13 protein-coding genes are annotated in these 20,918 nt (G+C 60.9%); 1 reads left to right on the top strand and 12 read right to left on the bottom strand.

Features of this window, described 5'->3' with window-relative positions:
• Positions 1 to 115: 115 nt before the first annotated feature.
• From P406_RS15925 to P406_RS15875, 11 genes are all read right to left on the bottom strand, one after another.
• Positions 116 to 1,393: a flavohemoglobin expression-modulating QEGLA motif protein gene (locus tag P406_RS15925; protein ID WP_003339622.1), complete on the bottom strand. Its 1,278-nt coding sequence runs from the start codon at positions 1,391 to 1,393 to the stop codon at positions 116 to 118.
• A gap of 134 nt (positions 1,394 to 1,527) precedes the next feature.
• On the bottom strand, positions 1,528 to 2,253 hold the full coding sequence (locus P406_RS15920; protein ID WP_046236704.1) for a TetR/AcrR family transcriptional regulator: 726 nt from the start codon (positions 2,251 to 2,253) through the stop codon (positions 1,528 to 1,530).
• A 90-nt stretch (positions 2,254 to 2,343) separates the two neighbouring features.
• On the bottom strand, positions 2,344 to 3,846 hold the full coding sequence (lysS, locus tag P406_RS15915; RefSeq protein ID WP_003415497.1) for a lysine--tRNA ligase: 1,503 nt from the start codon (positions 3,844 to 3,846) through the stop codon (positions 2,344 to 2,346).
• 69 nt (positions 3,847 to 3,915) lie between these two features.
• Positions 3,916 to 5,011 (bottom strand): peptide chain release factor 2 gene (gene prfB / locus P406_RS15910; RefSeq protein ID WP_096102164.1). Its coding sequence is split into 2 segments (ribosomal slippage): positions 3,916 to 4,938 and positions 4,940 to 5,011, totalling 1,095 coding nucleotides; the frame shifts between segments, so codons are not numbered across the junction.
• A 117-nt stretch (positions 5,012 to 5,128) separates the two neighbouring features.
• Positions 5,129 to 6,133, bottom strand: coding sequence for a response regulator (locus P406_RS15905; protein ID WP_003409246.1), 1,005 nt, complete (start codon positions 6,131 to 6,133; stop codon positions 5,129 to 5,131).
• Positions 6,134 to 6,178: 45 nt separating this feature from the next.
• The gene (locus P406_RS15900) at positions 6,179 to 7,189 is read right to left on the bottom strand and encodes a chemotaxis response regulator protein-glutamate methylesterase (protein WP_046236703.1); all 1,011 of its coding nucleotides are present in this window, start codon (positions 7,187 to 7,189) and stop codon (positions 6,179 to 6,181) included.
• Positions 7,186 to 9,555 (bottom strand): hybrid sensor histidine kinase/response regulator, encoded by a 2,370-nt coding sequence (locus P406_RS15895; RefSeq protein WP_046236702.1) that lies wholly within the window; start codon positions 9,553 to 9,555, stop codon positions 7,186 to 7,188. The genes P406_RS15900 and P406_RS15895 overlap by 4 nt, the downstream gene beginning before the upstream one ends.
• A complete protein-coding gene (locus P406_RS15890; protein ID WP_046236701.1) occupies positions 9,552 to 10,241 on the bottom strand; it encodes a chemotaxis protein CheW in 690 nt (229 codons plus the stop codon). Before P406_RS15890 ends, P406_RS15895 begins: the two co-directional genes overlap by 4 nt.
• Positions 10,241 to 11,521 (bottom strand): CheR family methyltransferase, encoded by a 1,281-nt coding sequence (locus tag P406_RS15885; protein ID WP_046236700.1) that lies wholly within the window; start codon positions 11,519 to 11,521, stop codon positions 10,241 to 10,243. Before P406_RS15885 ends, P406_RS15890 begins: the two co-directional genes overlap by 1 nt.
• Positions 11,518 to 12,054 carry a chemotaxis protein CheW gene (locus tag P406_RS15880; protein WP_003409237.1) on the bottom strand — a complete coding sequence of 179 codons (537 nt, stop codon included), beginning with the start codon at positions 12,052 to 12,054 and terminating at the stop codon, positions 11,518 to 11,520. The genes P406_RS15885 and P406_RS15880 overlap by 4 nt, the downstream gene beginning before the upstream one ends.
• Positions 12,055 to 12,061: 7 nt before the next feature.
• The gene (locus P406_RS15875; RefSeq protein WP_003409235.1) at positions 12,062 to 13,684 is read right to left on the bottom strand and encodes a methyl-accepting chemotaxis protein; all 1,623 of its coding nucleotides are present in this window, start codon (positions 13,682 to 13,684) and stop codon (positions 12,062 to 12,064) included.
• A 297-nt stretch (positions 13,685 to 13,981) separates the two neighbouring features.
• On the opposite strand from P406_RS15875, the gene P406_RS15870 reads away from it, so the two are divergent.
• Positions 13,982 to 19,954 carry an NEL-type E3 ubiquitin ligase domain-containing protein gene (locus tag P406_RS15870; RefSeq protein ID WP_046236699.1) on the top strand — a complete coding sequence of 1,991 codons (5,973 nt, stop codon included), beginning with the start codon at positions 13,982 to 13,984 and terminating at the stop codon, positions 19,952 to 19,954.
• An 18-nt stretch (positions 19,955 to 19,972) separates the two neighbouring features.
• Here P406_RS15870 and P406_RS15865 read toward each other — a convergent pair whose 3' ends face one another.
• On the bottom strand, positions 19,973 to 20,719 hold the full coding sequence (locus tag P406_RS15865) for a tellurite resistance TerB family protein (RefSeq protein WP_003409230.1): 747 nt from the start codon (positions 20,717 to 20,719) through the stop codon (positions 19,973 to 19,975).
• Positions 20,720 to 20,918 lie beyond the last annotated feature (199 nt).

Below are 20,918 nucleotides of genomic sequence, written 5' to 3'. Positions count from 1 at the left end.
GCCGTTCTGGACGCTCTGCGTCCTATCCTGACTGTGCAGCGCGGCGCAGATTTGTGACGCGGAGCGTCACCCACTGCATGCCAACGCGGAGCATTGGCACGATAGTCAGTTCGGCCTACAAAATATTCGAGTAGTCCGCTTCGATGCGGTCCAGGCTCAGGTGGTTGAGGAAGTTGGAGAAGCACATCCAGGCTGACAGGGCGTTCATGTCACGGAACTGCTCGGGCAGGTACTTGGGTGCAACCACCAGCCCTTCGTCCACCAGTTGGCGCAGGGTACGCATGTCTTCCAGCGTGGTCTTGCCGCAGAACAGCAGCGGTACCTGTTCGAGCTTGCCCTTGCGCACGGCAAGCTGAATGTAGTTGTAGACCATGATGAAGCCCTTCAGGTAGGACAGGTCCTTGGTGAACGGCAGGCCGTTGGGCACCGAGCCGCGGAAGACGCGACTGGCATTGCCATAGCTCTCGGACATGCCAAAGCCCTGCTCCTGGTAAAACTCGAACACCTGCAGAAAATCGGCCCCCTGCTCGGCCATGTGAATGGCGCGCGTGCGATTGGTCAGCTTGCGCAGGCGGCTCGGATAGGATGCAAAGGCGATGACTTCCATGAGAATCGCCAGGCCTTCCTGCGTCACCGTCGAAGATGGCGGACCTTTGGACAGGAACGTACAGATCGGCTGGTTTTGCCCGTTCAGCGTGGTGCCCACGTGCACCAGTCCTTCGTGAACTTCCAGCGCGCGTACATCGCGTTCGTTGAACATCGCGTCGGTGCGGATCTTGATGTAGTCGGCACCGGCAGCCGCATCGGCGACGATCCCGTCGGATTCGAAAACCCGGATGGTCTCCTCGGCCTCACCGAACACGCGGTTCAAACGCGATTGCAGCAGCGAAACAGCGTCCTTGGCGGTGAGCGTTTTCGGCTCGTCCTTCAGGTCACCGCGCCCGGCAATGTTGTTCAGGTAATCCGAGAGCATCAAGCCGAGATCGGCCAGCGTCGGATCACCCGCATGGAAAGCGTCGGATGCCGCGCCGTACAATTCCTGAGAAATCAGCCCGAAGTCGGACGTGCCGCGTGCTTCAAGCATACGCACCACCATGCGGTACTCACGGCACATGCGGCGCATGATCTGCCCGACCGGGTTGAACTGCCCCAGTTGACGCGTAACGTCGCGCTCGATGTTCTGGAACTCTTGCTTCAAGGCGGAAGAGTCGAAACCCAGCGGACGGTTTTCGTAATAAGCGCGGTCCACGGCAGGCAGCGCCTTGCCCTTGGCGGCCAGAAACTCCTTTCGGACGTTCTCATCCCATTTAACTGCATCCAGAATGCGAATCGGCGTCTGTGCAACGACGATCCGATCCGATAAAGCACGAATAGTCTGTTGATACTCGTCCACCGGTACTCCTTGGCTGGCTGTCACGCTACTGCTTGGCGGCGCGGAACAACACGCCACCGCTGGAAAATATCGAAACTGGCAGGCTCGTCAAACCGTCTGAGCAGCCGATCCGGGGCACTCGCGCAGCAGTATAGTCACCCTCGAAGCGGCTGCGGCGTCCCCAGAACCAGACGCATCTGCCGGGTCAGGATACAGAGCATTTCTTCGTCCGCCTGACGCGGCGGCCCATGCAGCAGACCTTGATACTCAATGCGACGGATGAGCCCCGTCAACACCTGAGCATCCTGATAGGGCTGCAGGGAACCGATCACCTGAAAGAACTGACAACTGCCTTGAAGCAAAATTTCCTGGTGGGCCATGACCAATGGCGTCAGGCGCGGATTGATCAGTGCTTCGTGGTAGAACGCCTGCTCGGCGATCAGATAGTCACGCCGGGTCAGCAGTTGATGGCGGATATGCTCCATCACCATACGCGCGATGTCGTCCGCCAGACGAAAACGGTCGGTCGGACTCCCGGAACTGCGGCTCATCATCTCGCGCAGAATGCCTTCGGTGTTCTGCCACAGCCGCGCCAGATAGTCAGCGCTGCGCTGTACATACTGGGCGAAGGCATCAGTCAGCAGATCATCGATATCCTTGAAGTAATAGGTGGTTGCCGACAGCGGCACACTGGCTTCAGCGGCCACTGCGCGATGGCGCACGGCGCGTACGCCATCACGCACCACGATACGCATGGCGGCATCGAGAATGACCTGCCTGCGCTGCTCACTGCCCTCGCGCGCAGCCTTGCGGCCCTGATACTTGACGCTTTTGGCCACCGCGCTGGCTACTCCGGCGGCCCCTTCTCTGGCAATCGTCACGACAGCTTCCTTATAAGTCGCTCTGAAATGAGTCGATCTGAAAAACACTTAAAAAAAGCCGCCCAATGAAGGCGGCTGTTTTAACACTGATTACGCTTGCGGGCGCATATGCGGGAAGAGGATCACGTCGCGGATCGACGGCGAGTCGGTGAGCAACATCACCAACCGGTCGATGCCGATCCCCTCGCCTGCCGTCGGCGGCATGCCGTACTCCAGCGCACGCACGAAGTCGGCGTCGTAGTGCATGGCTTCGTCGTCACCTGCATCCTTGTCGGCCACCTGCGCCTGGAAGCGTTCGGCCTGGTCTTCGGCGTCGTTGAGCTCGGAGTAGGCGTTGGCAATTTCGCGACCGCCGATGAACAACTCGAAACGGTCGGTAACGTTCGGGTTTTCATCATTGCGACGCGCCAGCGGCGACACTTCGAACGGGTACTGGGTAATGAAGTGCGGCTGTTCCAGCTTGTGCTCGACCAGCTCTTCGAAAATCATCACCTGCAATTTGCCCAGGCCTTCGAAGCCCAGCACCTTGGCACCGGCCTTTTTCGCAATGGCGCGCGCCTTGTCGATGTCCTGCAGGTCGGCAGCGGTCAGCTCAGGGTTGTACTTGAGGATCGAGTCGAACACAGAGAGACGTACGAACGGTTCGCCGAAGTGGAACACCTTGTCGCCATAAGGCACGTCGGTGGTGCCCAGCACCAGTTGCGCCAGTTCGCGGAACAGTTCCTCGGTGAGGTCCATGTTGTCTTCGTAATCGGCGTAGGCCTGGTAGAACTCGAGCATGGTGAACTCGGGGTTGTGCCGGGTCGAAACACCTTCGTTACGGAAGTTGCGATTGATCTCGAAGACCTTCTCGAAACCACCGACCACCAGACGCTTGAGGTAAAGCTCCGGGGCGATACGCAGGAACATTTCCATGTCCAGCGCGTTGTGGTGGGTTTCGAACGGCTTGGCCGCCGCGCCGCCGGGAATGGTCTGCAGCATCGGCGTTTCGACTTCGAGAAAGTCGCGCTTCATCAGGAAGCTGCGGATGTGAGCGATGACCTGCGAGCGCACGCGGAAGGTCTCGCGCACTTCCTCGTTGACGATCAGGTCGACGTAACGCTGACGGTAGCGCTGTTCGGTGTCGGTCAGGCCGTGGTGCTTGTCGGGCAGCGGACGCAATGACTTGGTCAGCAGGCGAACGCTGGTCATCTCGACGTACAGGTCGCCCTTGCCGGAGCGTGCCAGCGTACCTTCGGCAGCGATGATGTCGCCCAGGTCCCAAGTTTTCACCTCGGCCAGGGTTTCTTCAGGCAGGGTCTTGCGGTTGACGTAGACCTGGATGCGCCCGGTCATGTCCTGGATCACCATGAACGAGCCACGGTTGAGCATGATGCGACCGGCAACCTTGACCGGGATCGCTGCCTCTGCCAGTTCTTCCTTGGTCTTGTCGACGTACTGTTTCTGCAGGTCATTGCAGTAGCTGTCGCGGCGGAAGTCGTTGGGGAAGGCCTGACCCTTGGCACGGCCTGCAGCAAGCTTTTCCTTGCGCAAGGCGATCAGGGTGTTTTCTTCCTGTTGCAGGGCTTGCGGGTCGAGTTGTTGGTCGCTCATGTCTTTAAATATTCCATCACAGGTTCGCCCTCGCCTTGCGACGAGGGACTTGAGGTGTCGGCTGACGGTTTACAGCCCTTGCTTGAGGCTCGCGATCAGGTATTCGTCGATATCGCCATCAAGCACCTTGTCGCAGTCGCTGCGTTCGATGTTGGTCCGCAGGTCCTTGATACGCGAGGCGTCCAGTACGTAAGAGCGAATCTGATGACCCCAGCCGATATCGGACTTGGTGTCTTCAAGCGCCTGGGACGCCGCGTTACGCTTCTGCACTTCCTGCTCATACAAACGGGCCCGCAGCATTTTCATGGCGGTGTCCTTGTTCGCATGCTGGGAACGCTCGTTCTGGCAGCTGACCACGGTATTGGTCGGAACGTGGGTGATACGCACCGCCGAGTCAGTGGTGTTTACGTGCTGACCACCGGCCCCGGAGGAGCGGTAGGTGTCGATGCGCAGGTCCGCCGGGTTGATGTCGATTTCGATGTTGTCATCGATTTCCGGCGAAACGAATACGGCCGAGAACGAGGTGTGGCGACGGTTGCCGGAGTCGAACGGGCTCTTGCGCACCAGACGGTGAACGCCGATCTCGGTACGCAGCCAGCCAAAGGCGTATTCGCCCTTGATGTGCACGGTAGCGCCCTTGATACCGGCGACTTCACCAGCGGACAGTTCCATGATGGTGGCGTCGAAACCGCGCTTGTCGGCCCAGCGCAGGTACATGCGCAGCAGGATGTTGGCCCAGTCCTGCGCTTCAGTACCACCGGAGCCGGCCTGGATGTCCAGGTAAGCGTTGTTGGGGTCCATATCGCCACTGAACATGCGGCGGAATTCGAGCTTTTCCAGCGATTCGCGCAGGCGCTCGACTTCGGCAGCGACGTCATCGACGGCAGCCTGGTCTTCTTCTTCGGCAGACATCAGCAACAGGTCTTTGGCATCGGCCAGACCCGAGGACATTTCGTCCAGGGTTTCGACGATCTGCGCCAGCAGGGAGCGCTCGCGCCCCAGTTCCTGGGCGTAGGCCGGGTTGTTCCAGACGTTTGGATCTTCGAGCTCGCGGTTGACTTCGGTCAGACGATCATGTTTGTGATCGTAGTCAAAGATACCCCCGAATGGTTTCGGAGCGCTCGGACAAATCCTTGATGCTGTTTAGGATCGGGTTGATTTCCATGGTAGGCAGCACTCGCAGGCGAAATTTTCAAAGCCGACGAGTATACCCCAGGGCGGACCACGAAAGCAGCCCGTCGGGCAGGCGTTGTGCGGCCTATTTTACCGATCGCAGCCGACGTCAGCCCGCCGCGACCTGATTGCGTCCGTTGTTCTTGGCCTGATAAAGCCCCTTGTCGGCATCCAGAATCAGCTGACGGCTGTGCATTCCGAGCTGTGGCGTCATGGTCGCCACCCCGATACTCACCGTCAGGCTGGAACCTGGCGCTGGCGCAATGTGCGGGATATTCATGCCTGACACGCTCTGGCGCAGTTTTTCAGCGAGCAGACGCGCCCCGCCCGGTGAGGTATTGGGCAGGACCATGGCGAATTCCTCGCCCCCGTAGCGAGCCGGCAAGTCCGACGGACGACTGCAACTGTTGCGGATGGCCTTGGCGACCTGGCGCAGGGCCTCGTCGCCCTCCAGATGCCCGAAGTTGTCGTTGTAGGGCTTGAAGTAGTCGACATCGATCATCAGCAACGACAACTGGGACTGCTCGCGAATTGCCCGGCGCCACTCCAGTTCCAGGTACTCGTCGAAATGACGGCGATTAGACAGGCCCGTGAGGCCATCGGAATTCATCAGGCGCTGCAGCACCAGATTGGTATCGAGCAGTTGCTGCTGGCTGACGCGCAGAGCCCGATAGGCCTCGTCGCGCTGCAGCAGGGTCATGTACGAGCGCGAGTGATAGCGAATACGCGCCACCAGCTCGATGTTGTCCGGCAGTTTGACCAGGTAGTCGTTGGCACCGGCCGTGAACGCCGCGCTCTTGATCAACGGGTCTTCCTTGGTGGACAGCACGATGATCGGGATATCGCGGGTCAGCGGGTTGCTGCGGTACTCGCGCACCAGCGTCAGCCCGTCGAGGCCCGGCATCACCAGGTCCTGCAGAATCACCGTCGGCTTGATCTGCACGGCCTGGGCAATCGCCTGATGCGGGTCGGCACAAAAATGAAAGTCGATAGACTCATGGCCGGCCAGGCCGCGTCGTACGGCTTCACCAATCATGGCCTGATCGTCCACCAGAAGTACCATTGCGCTGTTTTCATCCGGCGTCTTGAGCTCATCCGTTTGCAGGTCATTCATGATCTTTCTCCTGATCGCCGACTGCCACTGAGTTCAGCACAGCAGTCATTGAGTAAATACCTCGATCAAGCGAGGTGCTATGGCGGGTAACGGACAGATTTCCACGGCAGCATCGATGGCTGCGGCAGCCTTGGGCATGCCATACACAGCAGAGCTGGCCTGATCCTGAGCGATGGTCAGAAACCCCCGCTCGCGCATGGCCTTGAGCCCCTGTGCACCGTCGCGCCCCATCCCGGTCAGCAGAACGCCGACCGCCTCACCACTCCAAAAACGGGTGACGCTCTCGAAAAACACATCAATCGAGGGTCTGTAAACTTCATTCACCGGCTCCGCCGTGTACGCCAGCGTGCCGTCCTTGAGCAATCGAATGTGATGATTGGTGCCCGCCAGCAACACCACACCCGGCTGTGGCGTTTCGCCTTCCCTGGCCAGACGTACCGGCAGGCCGGAGGCAGAGCTCAACCAGTCGGCCATACCGGCGGCGAAGACCTGATCGACATGCTGCACGAGGACAATCGCTGCAGGAAAACTTACCGGAAGCGCCTTGAGCAGAATCTCCAGCGCTGCAGGCCCGCCTGCCGAGGAACCGATCGCGACGAGCCGGTCACGTCTCGACGGCGCGGAAACCGGTGCAGCCGCGACCCGTTCAAAGCCGACACGCTGGCCGATCAGCCAGTCGATATTGAGGATCTTGCGTAGCAGGGGCGCCGCCGCCTCTTTTGGATTGGGACCACCGATGGCCGGCGTGTCTACCACATCCACTGCGCCGTGCCCCATCGCTTCGAACACGCGGCGCATGTTCTGCTCGTGGTCGACGGTCACGATGACGATGGCACAGGGTGTTTCGGCCATGATCCGGCGCGTGGCTTCCACGCCATCCATCACCGGCATGATCAGGTCCATCAGGATCAGATCCGGGGTCCGCTCGACACAACGCTGCACGGCGTCGGCACCATTGGACGCCACCCAGATGATCTGATGCGCGGGCTCGAAGGCCAGCGCACGGCGCAGGGCTTCGATGGCCATTGGCATATCGTTGACGATGGCAATCTTCATCCTTGCGCGTCTCCTATCAATTCGACGACAGCGTCGAGCAAGGCATCATCGTGGAAACTGGCCTTGGCCAGGTAATAATCGGCGCCGGCGTCCAGGCCGCGACGCCGGTCTTCTTCGCGGTCCTTGTAGGACACGACCATGACCGGCAAGGACTGCAAGCGGGTATCGCGGCGCAACAGGGTCACCAGCTCGATACCGTCCATACGCGGCATGTCGATGTCGGTAATCAGCAGGTCGAAGTCCTCGGCGCGCAGCGCGTTCCAGCCGTCCATCCCGTCTACGGCCACCGACACCTGGTAGCCGCGACTGACCAGCAGCTTGCGCTCCAGCTCGCGCACGGTCAAAGAATCATCGACCACCAGCACGCGCTTGCGTGACACCTGGTCTGCCTGGCGATCGCGTCGATCGATGCGTTCCAGGCGGCCGGTATTCAGGAGTTTTTCCACCGAGCGCAGCATGTCTTCGACATCGATGATCAGCACCACCGAACCGTCGTCGAGCAAGGCTCCTGCCGACACGTCCTGCACCTTGCCCAGGCGCGCATCGAGCGGCATCACCACCAGCGTACGCTCACCGATGAAGCGTTCGACGGCGACGCCATAAACCGCATCGCGCTCGCGGATGACCACGACCTTGAGCGTTTCTCCGGCCTTCTGCGCAGGCGGCCGGTTCAGCAGTTGACTGGCCGAGACCAGCCCCACATGCCGCTCTTCATCCCAGAAATGCTGACGCCCTTCCAGTTGCAGAATGTCGTCAGGCTGCAGGTCGCGCATACGTTCGATGTGAGCCAGCGGAAAGGCGTAGGCTTCGCCGCCCACTTCCACGACCAGGCTGCGTACCACTGAAAGCGTCAGCGGCATTTCAATTCTGAAGCGACTGCCCTCGCCCGCCCATTGCTGCAGCTCGACGCTGCCGTGCATCTGGCGAACCATATGCTGCACGGCATCGAGGCCGACACCACGGCCGGAAATCTGCGTGACCTTGTCGCGCATGCTGAAGCCCGGCAGAAACAGAAAACTCAGCAGTTCTTCCTCGCTCAACTGCGCAGCGGTTTCGGCAGGCGAAAGCTTGCGGTCAACGATACTCTGGCGCACACGTTCAAGGTCCACGCCACCGCCGTCATCGCTCAACTCAACGACCAGCAAGCCGGCCTGATGCGAGGCCTGCAGACGAATCAGACCTTCAGGGTCCTTGCCGGACGCCACGCGCTGCTCGGGCGACTCGATGCCATGGTCCACGGCGTTGCGCAACAGATGGGTCAATGGTGCATCGAGCTTTTCCAGCACATCGCGATCGACCTGCGTCTTTTCGCCTTCGATCTGCAAGCGGACCTGTTTGCCCAGCTCACGCCCCAGATCGCGGACCATGCGTGCCTGGCCGTTCAGCACATCGGCGAAAGGTCGCATGCGGCAGGCGAGTGCCGTGTCGTATAGCAACTGCGCACGTTGCGCCGACTGCCAACCGAATTCATCCAGCTCGGCAGTGTGCCGGGCCAACACCTGTTGCGCCTGGGACAGGAGGCTGCGCGCGTCTTCCAGGGCTTTTTGCACATCGGCCGAAGGACCTTCCTCGCCAAAACTGGCACCCAGTACTTCCAGCGCACGGTCGCTGCTGCTTTGCAGGCGCTTGAGCCGCTGCATACCGGCCAGCAGCGGTTTGAGGCGCTGGGTCTCGACCAGCGATTTGCTGGACATGTCCAGCAGACCGTTAAGACGCTCGGCAGTGACTCGCAACACGCGTTCGCCACCTTCGGCCACACGCCGTTCACGTAATGGCGTGAACGGTGCTTCAGGTTCCGGCATCGGCATATCGGCTGGATGGGCGGGCGCAGACGAGTCTGCGGCCGACGGCTCGGGCACAGACTCCGGCACAACTGCCGCGCCGGACGTTTCGAACTGCAGCATCGCGCTGGCGAGCAAAGCGTCCGAGGCCGGGTCCGGCAGGGGCGTACTGACCGCACGCGCTGCGCCAGCGCCGGAAGCCAGCAGCGTATTGAGCCTTTCGACGTAACTGTCGATATCAGGCTGACCAATACCGTCGCTGCCAGGCGTGGCAATACGCATCAACAGGTCGGTCCCCGACAGCAACGCGTCGATATGCTCGGCCTGAAGCAGCAGACGCCCTTCCTGGGCGCTGACCAGACAGTCTTCCATCACATGCGCGACGCTCACGCCGAAATCGACGCCGACGATTCGCGCTGCGCCCTTGAGCGAATGAGCGGCACGCATGCAGGCTTCCAGCTGATCCGCCTGGGTCGGGTTACGTTCGAGTGCCAGCAGGCCCGCACTGAGTACCTGGGTCTGCGCGTCGGCTTCCAGCGTGAACAGTTCGAACAGCGAGGCGTCACGCATTTGATCTGGCGTCATGTGAGGCTCCGATACACCGCCGACAACAACTCATCTTCGTCCAGCCAGCGCAGGCTGCGGCCCTTCCATTGCAGCACGCCACGGGTGAAACGGGCATTGGCGTGCGTGCCGGACGCCGAAGCGGCTTCCAGCTCGCGCTCGTCAATGGCGTGAATACCGTCTACCTCATCGACTGGCACCACCACCGGGCCGCCTTCGACGCTCACGATCAGCATACGCGGCACCACCCGCGTCGACGGGGTATTCACAACGGTGCTGTCCAGCCCCAGCAGCTCGACCAGTGAAATGCACGCTACCAGAGCGCCGCGTACATTGGCGACACCCAGCAACGCACGCGAGCGCTGGTGTGGCAGTGAATGGATGGTCTGGCTGGGGGCGACTTCCGAGAGGCAGCGCGACGCCAGCCCCAGCCACTCTTCGCCAAGCCGGAATACCAGAATCGAACGAGTCTCGATGTCGCGCAGCAGCACCGAGCCCTGAAAATGCTCGGGCGATTCCTGGGCCAGCGAATAGCGGTCCAGCAAACGGGTGGCGGCAGCCGAATAGACCGCGCAGTTGCGGCAGTGGATGTGCTCTGCAAGCAACGGGCAGGAGCGATCGCCATGAATACCGATGCGGTTCCAGCAATCATCGATATCCAGAGCCTGATCATGGGTCAGACTGGAAAAACCGGACACGCCCGCCATCATTGGTTTCCTTGTTTATTCGCGCCACGCGCAACGCGGTCCTGCAGGCGCCGCGCGCCGGCAGTGTCACCCTGGGCAGCCAGCAATGCCGCCAGTTGGGCCAGCGATTCTGAGTGCTGCGGTTGCAGATACAGCGCCTTGCGATAGAAGCCCTGCGCCTGTGGCACACGGCCTTCCACTTCGCTGAGCAGACCCAGCCAGTAAAAAACCTGCGCGACCGGCTCATGCTGCTGCAGGTAACGCTCGCATGCAGCCCGCGCCTCGGCACTTTTGCCTTCGTTGGCCAGCCCCGCAATCCTGTCGAGCAACGCCGACACCTCGCTGTTGCCCGCCGCAGCGTCTGGTTTTGCAATGGGCGCGAATGCGGCGGAGGTGCGCGGCGCAGGTCGTGGCGCGACCGCTCTGGCAGGTGCCTCGACGACAGGACGGGGCGCAACGGGTGCAGCGACCTGTTTTGGCACCGGGGCTGGCACCGCCGCATCGACAGGTGCGTGCCGGAACGCGAACGACTGGGCGATCCCCGTCGAGCGCATGCCGATGGCGGCCAGCAGGTTGCCCTCCGCCGGACCGATGAACAGCAGGCCGTCTTCACGGGTCAGTTGTTTGAGCACCTTGAACACATGTTGCTGGGTCTGCCGATCAAAATAGATCACCAGATTGCGGCAGAAGACGATGTCATAAGCCGCTTGCGAAACGAGTTTGGGATCGAGCAGGTTGCCCGGCTGAAAACTCACACAGGCGCGAACACTGTCAGCGATTTCAAAGCCGTCAGCGACCGGATTGAAATACCGCTCGCGATAACTGATGTCGCTGCCACGAAACGAGTTTTTGCCGTAAATACCGTGCTCGGCCTTGGCAATCGAAACGGGGCTGATATCGATGGCATCGACCTTGAATTGCCTGGCGTCGACCCCGGCGTCGAATAACGCCATGGCGATGGAATATGGCTCCTCACCGGTCGAGCACGGCAGGCTGAGAATGCGCAAGGGGCGCGCACCGGCAAGGCTGGCGATACGCTCACGGGCCAGCATGCCCAGGGTGACAAACGATTCGGGATAACGAAAGAACCAGGTCTCGGGAACGATCACCGCTTCGATCAGCGCCTGCTGCTCCTGCGCCGACGAGACCAGAAGATGCCAGTAGGCATCGCTGTCAGCGCAGTGGGCGGCCGCCGCCCGCTGACGCAAGGCGCGCTCGATGATCGCTTCGCCGACGGACGTCACATCCAGGCCGATACGCTCCTTGAGAAAGCTGAAGAAGCGCGAATCATCCACCTTCATTGCGCGTCCTCAAGCAATTCGAGGTCAATCGGCGGCACCGGGTACAACAACTCGCGGACCGGCTCGCTCAACAGCTCGTGGACATGAATCCACTGCAGCAGGCCCTGCTCATCCTCTCGCACCGGCCCAAGGTACGGCGACAGGCGATTGTCCAGCCCGTAGGCCTTGAACTGCGCAACCGGGCAGCGCAGCGTTTCGGTCGCCTGTTCCAGAATCAGCCCGAGCAACTGCGCCGGGTGCGCGTCGTCGTAGCGATAATGCACCAGCACCATGCGCGTACTGGTACGCGAGCGCGCCGGCTGACCGGAGTTCAGCGCACTGATGTCGATCACCGGCACGATCTCGCCACGATGGGCGAAGATTCCCGCCACCCAGTGAGGTGCCCGGGCAATGGTCTTGAGCTTCACACGCGGCAGGATTTCGGCGATCTCGGTCGCATCCAGCGCATAGCGGTCTTCGCCGATGCAAAACAGCAGAAAGAGTTTGCTGGCGGTCAGTGGCGTGCCATTGCGCCTCGGCGAGTGATCGCTCATTGATCGTTCAGACCTTGAAACGCGAGACGCCACTGCGCAGCCCGACCGCGACCTGACTCAACTCGTCGATGGCGAAACTGGCTTGACGCAGTGATTCGACGGTCTGGCTGCTGGCATCCGCCAGTTGCACCAGCGCCTGGTTGATCTGTTCGGCGCCGGTGGCCTGAGCCTGCATGCCTTCGTTGACCATCAGCACACGGGGTGCCAACGCCTGAACCTGATGGATGATCTGCGACAATTGCTCGCCAACCTGAGTGACCTCGAACATGCCGCGGCGCACCTCTTCGGAAAACTTGTCCATACCCATCACGCCAGCAGACACCGCCGACTGGATTTCCCGCACCATCTGCTCGATGTCATACGTGGCGACGGCAGTCTGGTCGGCCAGGCGACGCACCTCGGTGGCCACCACTGCAAACCCGCGACCGTATTCACCGGCCTTTTCGGCCTCGATGGCGGCATTGAGCGACAGCAGGTTGGTCTGGTCGGCGACCTTGACGATGGTGACGACGACCTGATTGATGTTGCCGGCCTTCTCGTTGAGGATCGCCAGCTTGGCGTTGACCAGATTGGCAGCGCCCATCACCTGATGCATGGTGTCTTCCATGCGTGCCAGGCCCTGCTGACCGGAGCCGGCGAGCACCGAGGCCTGGTCTGCCGCCGAAGTGACTTCAGTCATGGTCCGCACCAGGTCCCGCGAGGTGGCGGCGATTTCCCGCGACGTCGCGCCGATCTCGGTGGTGGTTGCCGCGGTCTCGGTGGCGGTAGCCTGCTGCTGGCGGGACGTTGCAGCGATCTCGGTGACCGAGGTAGTGACCTGTACCGAAGAGCGCTGCGCCTGCGCTACCAGCGCGGTGAGCTCGGAGACCATGTCGTTGAAGCCGGTCTCGACCGCATTGAACTCGTCCTTGCGCGACAGGTTCAGCCGGGTACTCAAATCGCCCTTGCGCATGACGTCCAGAATACTCACGATCATCTGCATAGGAGAGGTGATCGAGCGCATCAGCAGCAGCCCGCAGGCAGCCGCCGCCATGACCGCGATCAGCAGAGAGAGCACCATGCTGATCTTGGCACCCAGCACAGCGTTGACGATATTGGTGGTGGACTGGTCAGCCAGTTGCTTGTTGGCAACGATCAGGTCTCTGAGCTGCAGACGGCCCTCGCTCCAGACCGGATTGAGCTCGTTGTAAAACTCATCGCGAGCGCCCGCATAATCACCGCGTTCGTACTTGGCGTGAACATCGGCAAGCATGCGCGAATAGACCTCGCGGCGCTTTTCGAACACCGCAAAGCTGGCCCTGTCCGTGTCATCGAAGATGGATTTCTTGTAGCCGTCCATCTGCGACTGAAGGGCGTCTTCAAACCCCTTGAACTGGTCCTTTTCCTGCTTGGTCAGCGGCCGCCCCTGCCCTTCGGCAATCAGCTCCAGCGTGCGGATGTAACTCTCGCCCCAGGCACTGCGCACCAGGGTGCTGTAGTAGACGCCGGGCAACGCATCGAGACGCACATCTTCCTCGCTGGACTCGATGGACAACAACCGTGAATAAGATACAACGACCATCAGTAGCATGATTGCGATGATGACGGCGAAACTCGCCAGAATCCGTTGGCGCAAGGTCCAGTTCTTCACAGTCAGCCCTCAAGAGTTCAACGACGGCGTCGGGCCGTGTTCAAGAAGCGGACCGACGGACGGTCCAAACGGCGTGAGTATAGCCCAGCCGTAAAACGTTACATGGGTAATACAGAACGAAGTCACGGCCGCTATCGATCGCCACTCTTTCGTCCCGCTTCATGTCTTGTCGGCCATCGCCACCACTACTTGAGCAACGGTCTTCAGAAACAGCGGGAGTACATAGATAGTTAGCACTTGCACGGCAAGTCGCGGCCGTAAGCTTTGTCGCCTGTTCATTCACGACAAGGCACTTAAATGCTGGATCTATCTCCGTCGGGCAAGGCTCCTGCACTCCCGCATCTGCAACTGATAAAAGACAAATCCCCCGAGTGGCTGCTTCAGGCCGAGCCGGCGACCCATGCAGCCTTGCGCAAGGCTTCGCGACGCCCCGTGCAATGGCTGGCGAGCGCACGTAAGTCCAACCCTGATCAGCTCGCCGAGCTGCAGCGCCTGTACGCCGAGCACCGCGAGTACGAGCAACAGGTTCGTCCGACGCTGGATCGCCTGTCGACGCTGGAGGACTTCGCAAGGCCCCTGCTGACAGCCGCCATCAAGGATCGCTTCGGACTGCAGGTGGACGTCGCCGACACATGGCTGTTCCATGCCAGTCGTGCGCGGGTCGACCAATCATTCAATACGGCATCCAGAGACCCGCTAACGCAGGCAAACATTGCCCTGAAGGCCGCGACCCAAAGCCTGCTCAACGCCGCGTTGCAGAATTTCGAAGCCTGGGAAACAGTTCCGGGCGCAATGGATTCCAGCACCGGCCTCAAGGCCCAGGTGTTTTCTTCGTTTGAAATCATCGGCCCACAGATCAGCGGAAAGTCCTTGCCGCTCTCCCCGACCGGCTTTGCGGCGCTGTGCCGTGAGCTGGACCTGGGCGGCCAATATCAGGCGCATATCCAGGCCGCCTTCAGCGCGCCTTCGACCCCCGACGAAACGGCAGACGCTGCGGCATCGAGATTGCGCCAGAGCTTCATGCAACTGGAAGCATCGTCGATCCGGCTGCAGTTGCAGATTGCCTCCCTGCAACAGCAGGTCAGCCCGGGTTTGCAAGGCGCATTACTGGAGCTTCTCGACGGCAAACAGCATGTCCGACTCGATAACCGGCCGGTCAACTGCAGCGTACTGTGCCTGGGCGACATCGAACTAACCGGCCCTCTGGTGATTGGCAAGGACCGGGATATGGTCACGCAGACGGAACGAATTGTGGTGTATATCCCGGATGATCCCGTTGCGCCGCTCAAGGAATACGACTCGGTCGAAGTGTTTATAAACGCATTGCGCGAACGGATGTTCATCAACGGCTACCTGAACTTCTTCCTGCGCTTCATACCTGCGCGCCATCGAAGTGCCTTGTTTGAAAAGTTGTCCGAACGCCTGCACCCCAAAGTCAAGAAAGGCGGCATTTTCGAGCGTCAGTGGCTGGAGCGTGAAGCCGACCGAAACGCCCGACTCGACCTGAGAGAAACGCTGTTGCAAGGTCCGCTGCCGGAGAACCTGTACGAGCGCAAACGTGCTGCCCTGCGCGACGACGCACTGTTTCATGGGGTGCCTACTGCGGCACAGGACCAGAAGACCTTCGATGAGCGCGTGCAGTACTTCATGGACACCGCCTTCAATGTCCTGAACATCGCCGGCTTCGTCGTCCCGGTACTGGGCGAAGTGATGATGGCCGTTACCGCCGTTCAGCTGGCTCACGAAGTGTATGAGGGCGTGGAGAGCTGGGCCAAAGGCGAGAAACAGCAGGCGTTCGCCTACCTGTTCGATGTGGTCGAGAACGTTGCGCTGATATCGGCGCTTGGCGCTGCGGCGACGGGCGCAGCAGGCATCCCGGCGGTACAGACGCCAGAATTCGTGAACAGCCTCAAGCCCGTGGAATTGCCGGGCGGCATGACCCGCCTGTGGAAGCCTGACCTGACGCCCTTTGCCCATGACATCGTCCTGCCCAAGGGGCTACAGCCCGATGCTACAGGCCTGTACACATGGCAGGGTAAACAATGGTTGCCACTTGAAGGACGCACCTATTCGGTCAGCCCTGCCGCCAAAGGCGACGGTTACCTGATCGAGCACCCGACCCGCGCGGGCAGCTACCAGCCCGCCTTGCGGCACAACGGCGCGGGAGCGTGGCTGCATGAGCTCGACCAGCCGCTGGAGATGGAAGGCCTGACCTTGTTCCGACGGCTGGGCTATTCCAGCGAAACGTTTTCCGACAGCACCGCCAGGCGCATCGTCAACGTCAGCAACACGCCTGAATCGGTGATGCGCGAAGCACTGACCGATCAGCGTCGTCCTCCGGCATTGCTCGAGGACACGGCGCGCCGGTTCAGGCTGGACCAGGAGATCGAGCGATTCATCGAGCAACTGGAAGCCAACGATATAAACGCGGCGGCACCGCTTCAACTGGAGCTGTTGAGCCAGGACCGTGGCTGGCCGGGCAATCGTGCGCTGGTGCTGGTGGATGCCGAGGGCCACACGCTCCAGACATTCGCCCCTGCATATCAGCCGGTCGCGGCTGACACCCTGCACATCACTGTGCGTGCCGACCAGCCGGATGCCCTGCGCCAGGTGCTGGAAAAGCTGAGTAACAACGAAATCCGCACCCTGCTCAATGAAGAGTTCGGCGCCGGCCAGCTCGGCATGTCACCGCGACTGATCACGCTACGGGCGCAATTGGCGGCACGCGCCCGCGCCACCCGAGGCTGGCTGTTCGAATCCCGTTACCGCGCATTGAGCGTCGCCGAGGCTGACGGCGTGCAGACGCTGCAGAAGGCATTTCCAGGCCTGCCACCGTTGGTTGCCGAGGAACTGGCCAGCCACGCCTTGCCGGCAGAGCGGCTGCAAATGACGACGGAGCGCCGCGTGCCGCTGCCCGTTGCCGAAGAGGCCAGCGCCTATTTACAACAGGTAAGGCTGGCGCGGGCCTATGAGGGGCTTTATCTGACCTCGGTCTCCAGCGCCGACACCGACTGTCTTGCGTTGCACAGCCTTGAAGCCCTGCCGCAATGGCCTGCACAGGTCAGGCTGGAAGTCCGTGACCGGTATTTCGGTGGCCGGCTGATCGACAGCATCGGTGCCGAGGATGCGCCTGTGCGCAAAGTGCTGATCAAGGACGGCAATCGTTACGAGACCCGTGACGCTGACGATCAGCACCTGCATGGGCTCGACGATCTTTATTCGTCCGTGCTGCACGCCCTGCCCGATGCCGAACGCAACCAGTTGGGCTTTGCCCACACCGGTCAGGGCCAGGCGCTGGCCGCGCTGATCCAGGACAATCCCCTGCCCCGCCAGCACCTCGCGCGATGGCTGAACATGCAGGCGATCAAGCCAGGCTCGAAATCCCCCATGCGTCTGGCAGACGGCCGCCTTGGCTACCCGCTAAGCGGCAGTGGCAGGGTCGACTGGCACATGACCGACGAAAGCCTGCTGGACAAGATCCGCATGCTTGAACTGCAGGACGCGTTTCCCGAAGACATCCTCGGCCGCCTGCGCCACGCCGGTTGGGACAACAGAGCCATCGATGCGCGGCTCAACGACCTGCTGGGAGAGCAAATACAGCTGCGCGCAAGTCTCGACACCTGGGCCTATGAAACCGTGGCAATGCCTCCCATGAGTCAGGCTCACATCGGCAGTCGCGCGCGGATCAACGAAGCGATCTGGAGCCACTGGCGCCTCAACAATCTGCCCGAGATCGGACGCACGCTTGAGCCGCTGCGTCTGCAACGGGTTTCGCTGAGTGACTTTCCGCGACATCTGCCGGACTTCGTCTTCAACCGCGTGACCGCGCTGCATCTGGAAAACATCTCGGTCGAGCCCAGAGCGCGCACGGGGGCAGTTGACCTGACGCCTGCCGGCATGAACCTGCCCCGGCAGTCGACCAACAGCATTGAACTTGGAGCCTTCCTGCAACGCTTCCCGCATACCCGCGCACTGAACCTGATCAGTGAGCCATCTGCCGGGCTGGCCCTCGAGACTTCGGTCTTTCTCAACCTGCCTCAGCAAGTGTCCCGTGTGCTGCCACAACTGACCGAACTGGGGCTGATCAACCAGAGGATTTTTCTGGATCAGACGCAGATGGACCATTTTCGCAGCATGCCTGGCCTGAGGATGCTGAACCTCAGTGGCAATCGACTGATCAACGTGTTGCCCATGGATCTGAGCTGGCTGCACCTTGATCGGCTGGTGCTGGAGCGGGTCAGCATGCACAGCTGGCCGTCCTGGCTGACCGACATCATCCCGAACAACATCCGCGAGCTGTCGGTGGCCCACAACAACCTGACCGAACTGCCCGGCTGGATCCTCGACAATCCTCTCAGCTCTGGGCATAGGACCGTGATTGACTTGCGCGGCAACACCCTGTCCCGCCACACCGCGATGCACGCGCGTATCAATGAAGCAGTCGCCGGCAGTTCCTTCAGTTTTGTCATGGACACTCCGCTTGCCGTGCAGGCCGCTGTAAACAGGCAATTGAACGAAGGTGCCGAGTTATTTGCCGCCGTTGATCAGTGGACGCATGCCTCCAGTTCGATGGCCGTACCGAGCGAGCAGATCATCGAGTCACGCCGTCAGATCGGCAGGATCCTGATCGATCACTGGCGAACCTTCAGCCTCGGGCAAATCCACAGACCCCTGCGCCTGACAGATATTGCGTTGACCGACTTTCCGCGACAACTGCCGGATTTCTTTTATCGCCAGATACGCTATCTGCATCTGAGCAGAATCACCGGCACGGCCTCTGATCTTGATCAGCTGTTGCGCCGCATGACTGATCTGACCTCGCTGGAATTGAGCGGGCATGTCGCCCCGCTGCTGCAATTGCCGCCAGCGCTGCTCGAGCTTCGATCACTTCGTTCGCTATCGCTGATGGATCAGGGCATGATGATCGATCAAAACCACATCGATTTCTTCGGCCGGATTGCCACGCTTGAGCGGCTGGAGCTGGACGGCAACCGGATAGGCGCCATCAGCGACCTGGCCAGCCTCAGTGGCACAGCGCTCAACTGGCTGTCATTGAACAATGTCGGAATGGTCGAATGGCCAACCTGGGTGGAGAGCATGGTGCCGGCGCAAATCCGGACACTGTTGCTGGAGGGCAATCTGATCAGCGAATTGCCAGAACACATACTCGCCAACCCCGGCAGCGAGTTTGCGCATACGGAAATAAGCCTGCTGAGCAATCCGCTTTCCGAAGACACCATGCGCCAGGCACATCTGTCAGAACGTTACGGACGCTCCTTCACCTTCGACATGAACCTGCCGCCCGAACTCAGTGCGATGGACTGGACGGAACACCACGACTCGGATTCATCGGTGGCAGAGTACCTGTCGTCAGAGGACAGCCGCGCATCGACACCGGAACCCGCCACCGTCGAGCCCTGGCTGGACGAAAGCAACCCGTTGAGCGCCGGGCGGCGTGAGATTTGGGAGCAGCTGGAAGCCCGTGGGGATACCCGTAACCTGCTCGACCTGATCAATTCACTGCGTCACAGCGCCGATTATCGCAACATCGCCAGCCGTACAGCGCTGCGCGAGCGCGTCTGGCGAGTACTGCTCTCCGTGAGTCAGGACCCTCAACTTGGACAGACCCTCAACGCCATCGCCGAAGAGCCGCTCAGGCTGTTTCGTGACAACAATACCTGCCCGGACGGCATCCTTCTGGAGTTCAACCAGATGGAAGTGCTGGTGTTTATCCGGCAGTCGTTGCAGGACGTCGTGGCGGAGCAGCGTGGTACCCTGTTGTACCGGCTGACCGTGCGGCTTTATCGCCTGTCGGAACTGGATGCCGCAGCCCGCGAACAGACCGGCAACCGTGATGAAGCCGAGGTACGTCTGGCCTATCGCACGCACTGGGCCAGCGCGCTGGACTTGCCCGTGCCGCCGGAAGGCATGCTGTACCAGGCCCACGCGGCCATCAGGCCGGGGGAATTCGACACGGCACTGCTTCGCGTGCAAAACGGCGAACGCGGCGAGCCCTTCCTGCATTTTGCCCAGCAGCAGGATTACTGGATCAGTTACCTGCGCGAAACCCACGCTGGACGCTTCGAAGCACTCGAAGGCGCCTACAGGACCGAACTGAACCAACTCACCGACGAATTCGAGCAACGCAATATCAGCCTCGAAGACCCGGAGTACGAAGGACGGATTCTAGAGTTCGAAGCCAGATTCAAGGAACAGCAGACAGCGCTGATCAGGGAGCTGACCAACGCTGAAGGAATGGAACATCACTGATTGAGCGGGAGCGCCAGTTTACTGAGCGTTCCGCACCTGGCCCTCAAGCTCGGTCTTGAGGCCGGGTTCCAGTTTCAACTCACGCGCCAACTCATCAAGGTAGGCGCGCTCCATGAAGTGCTCTTCATCCACCAGCATCACGCTGGCGATGTACATCTCTGCCGCCATTTCCGGTGTGGTCGCGGCACGGGCCACCTCGGCCGGGTCCAGCGGTTTGTTCAGCTCGGCGTGAAGCCACTGCTGAAGCGTCTGATCGTTGTTCAGCTTGGTGAACTCACCCTCGATCAGTTCGCGCTCACGCTCATCGACATGACCATCGGCCTTTGCCGCGGCGACCAGTGCGCGCAGGATTGCCTGGCTGTGCTGCTCGGCTTCAGCCTCGGGCAGCCGGTCGATGGTTTGCGGTTCGCGCTGAGCGGCGAGCCCCTGACTGGCCTGCCAGTTGTTGTAAGCCTTGTAGGCCAGTACGCCCAGCGCCGCCAGGCCTCCGTAGGTCAACACCTTGCCGCCCATCCCGCGTGAGCGTTTGCCGCGCAGAAGGCTCATGGCACCTGCGGCCAGCGCACCACCACCGGCGCCAGATAGCAGGCTGCCCAGTCCATTCTGGGAAACGCCCTGCCCTTTGCCACCGCCAAGCAGGCTGCCGAGACCATTGATCAATGAATCGCTGCCCGACGATTGCTTGCCGGATTTGCCTTTGTTCTTGTCCTGCAACATGCTTTGTCCGGACTTGAGCAATTGATCGAGTAAACCACGCGTATTCACAGAGAGCCTCCTACAAGGTTTGTCAGATAATTCATTGACCAACAACTTGAAGAGAAGTCGCTGTCTGGCTATTACCGGTGTGCTTCCGGATGTTACGGGTGTAAACCCTACCCGTTCGTCAATCTGCCCCGTGCAACGGCGAAATGCGTGCAACCCGCACCTGTGGCAAAGAGTCAATAATGTACAGGCTGCAGGTAAA

The sequence above is a fragment of the Pseudomonas syringae pv. coryli str. NCPPB 4273 genome, assembly GCF_000972175.1.
GTDB classification, from domain to species: Bacteria; Pseudomonadota; Gammaproteobacteria; order Pseudomonadales; family Pseudomonadaceae; genus Aquipseudomonas; species Aquipseudomonas syringae.
The sequence above is the reverse complement of the archived record's forward strand: the minus strand, read 5'-3'. Positions and strand labels throughout refer to the sequence as shown.